Raw genomic sequence first — 476 nt, 5'->3', positions numbered from 1 at the left:
GCGCGGCCGCCTGCCTCGTCGAGCGCGAAGGCGTGGAAGCCTTCCGTTTCGGGGCCGAGCGCGTCGCCGCGCTGCGCGACCTGAAGGCGGCCACCGGTCTGCTGGCGTCCGACTGGTTCGGCATGCCCACGCAGCGGCTGGACGTGATCGCGGTGACGGGCACCAACGGCAAGACCAGCACCACCTGGTGGCTGGCCGATGCGCTCAACCTGCTGGCCGGCGCCGGCCTCGCGCCCCAGGGCGGCTGCGGCCTGGTCGGCACCCTGGGCGTGGGCGTGCCGCCCGAGCTGGAAGGCACGGGCCTCACCACGCCCGATCCGGTGCGGCTGCAGCGCGCGTTCGCCGGTTTCGTGGCGAACGGCCTGGGCGCCTGCGCCATCGAGGCATCCTCCATCGGTCTCGCGGAGCACCGCCTCGCCGGCATGCGCATCCGCGTGGCCGTGTTCACCAATTTCACGCAGGACCACCTCGACTAC

General features: G+C 73.3%; 1 protein-coding gene. It reads left to right on the top strand.

Annotated elements, in window-relative coordinates; all coding sequences use genetic code 11:
- Positions 1 to 476 (top strand): Mur ligase family protein (locus tag FJV41_RS57340; protein ID WP_246137934.1); only part of this gene is annotated, 476 nt, incomplete at both ends.

It is taken from the genome of Myxococcus llanfairpwllgwyngyllgogerychwyrndrobwllllantysiliogogogochensis, assembly GCF_006636215.1.
Taxonomy (GTDB): Bacteria; Myxococcota; Myxococcia; order Myxococcales; family Myxococcaceae; genus Myxococcus; species Myxococcus llanfairpwllgwyngyllgogerychwyrndrobwllllantysiliogogogochensis.
Note: the sequence above shows the minus strand (reverse complement) of the source record. Positions and strands in the feature narration are given on the sequence as shown.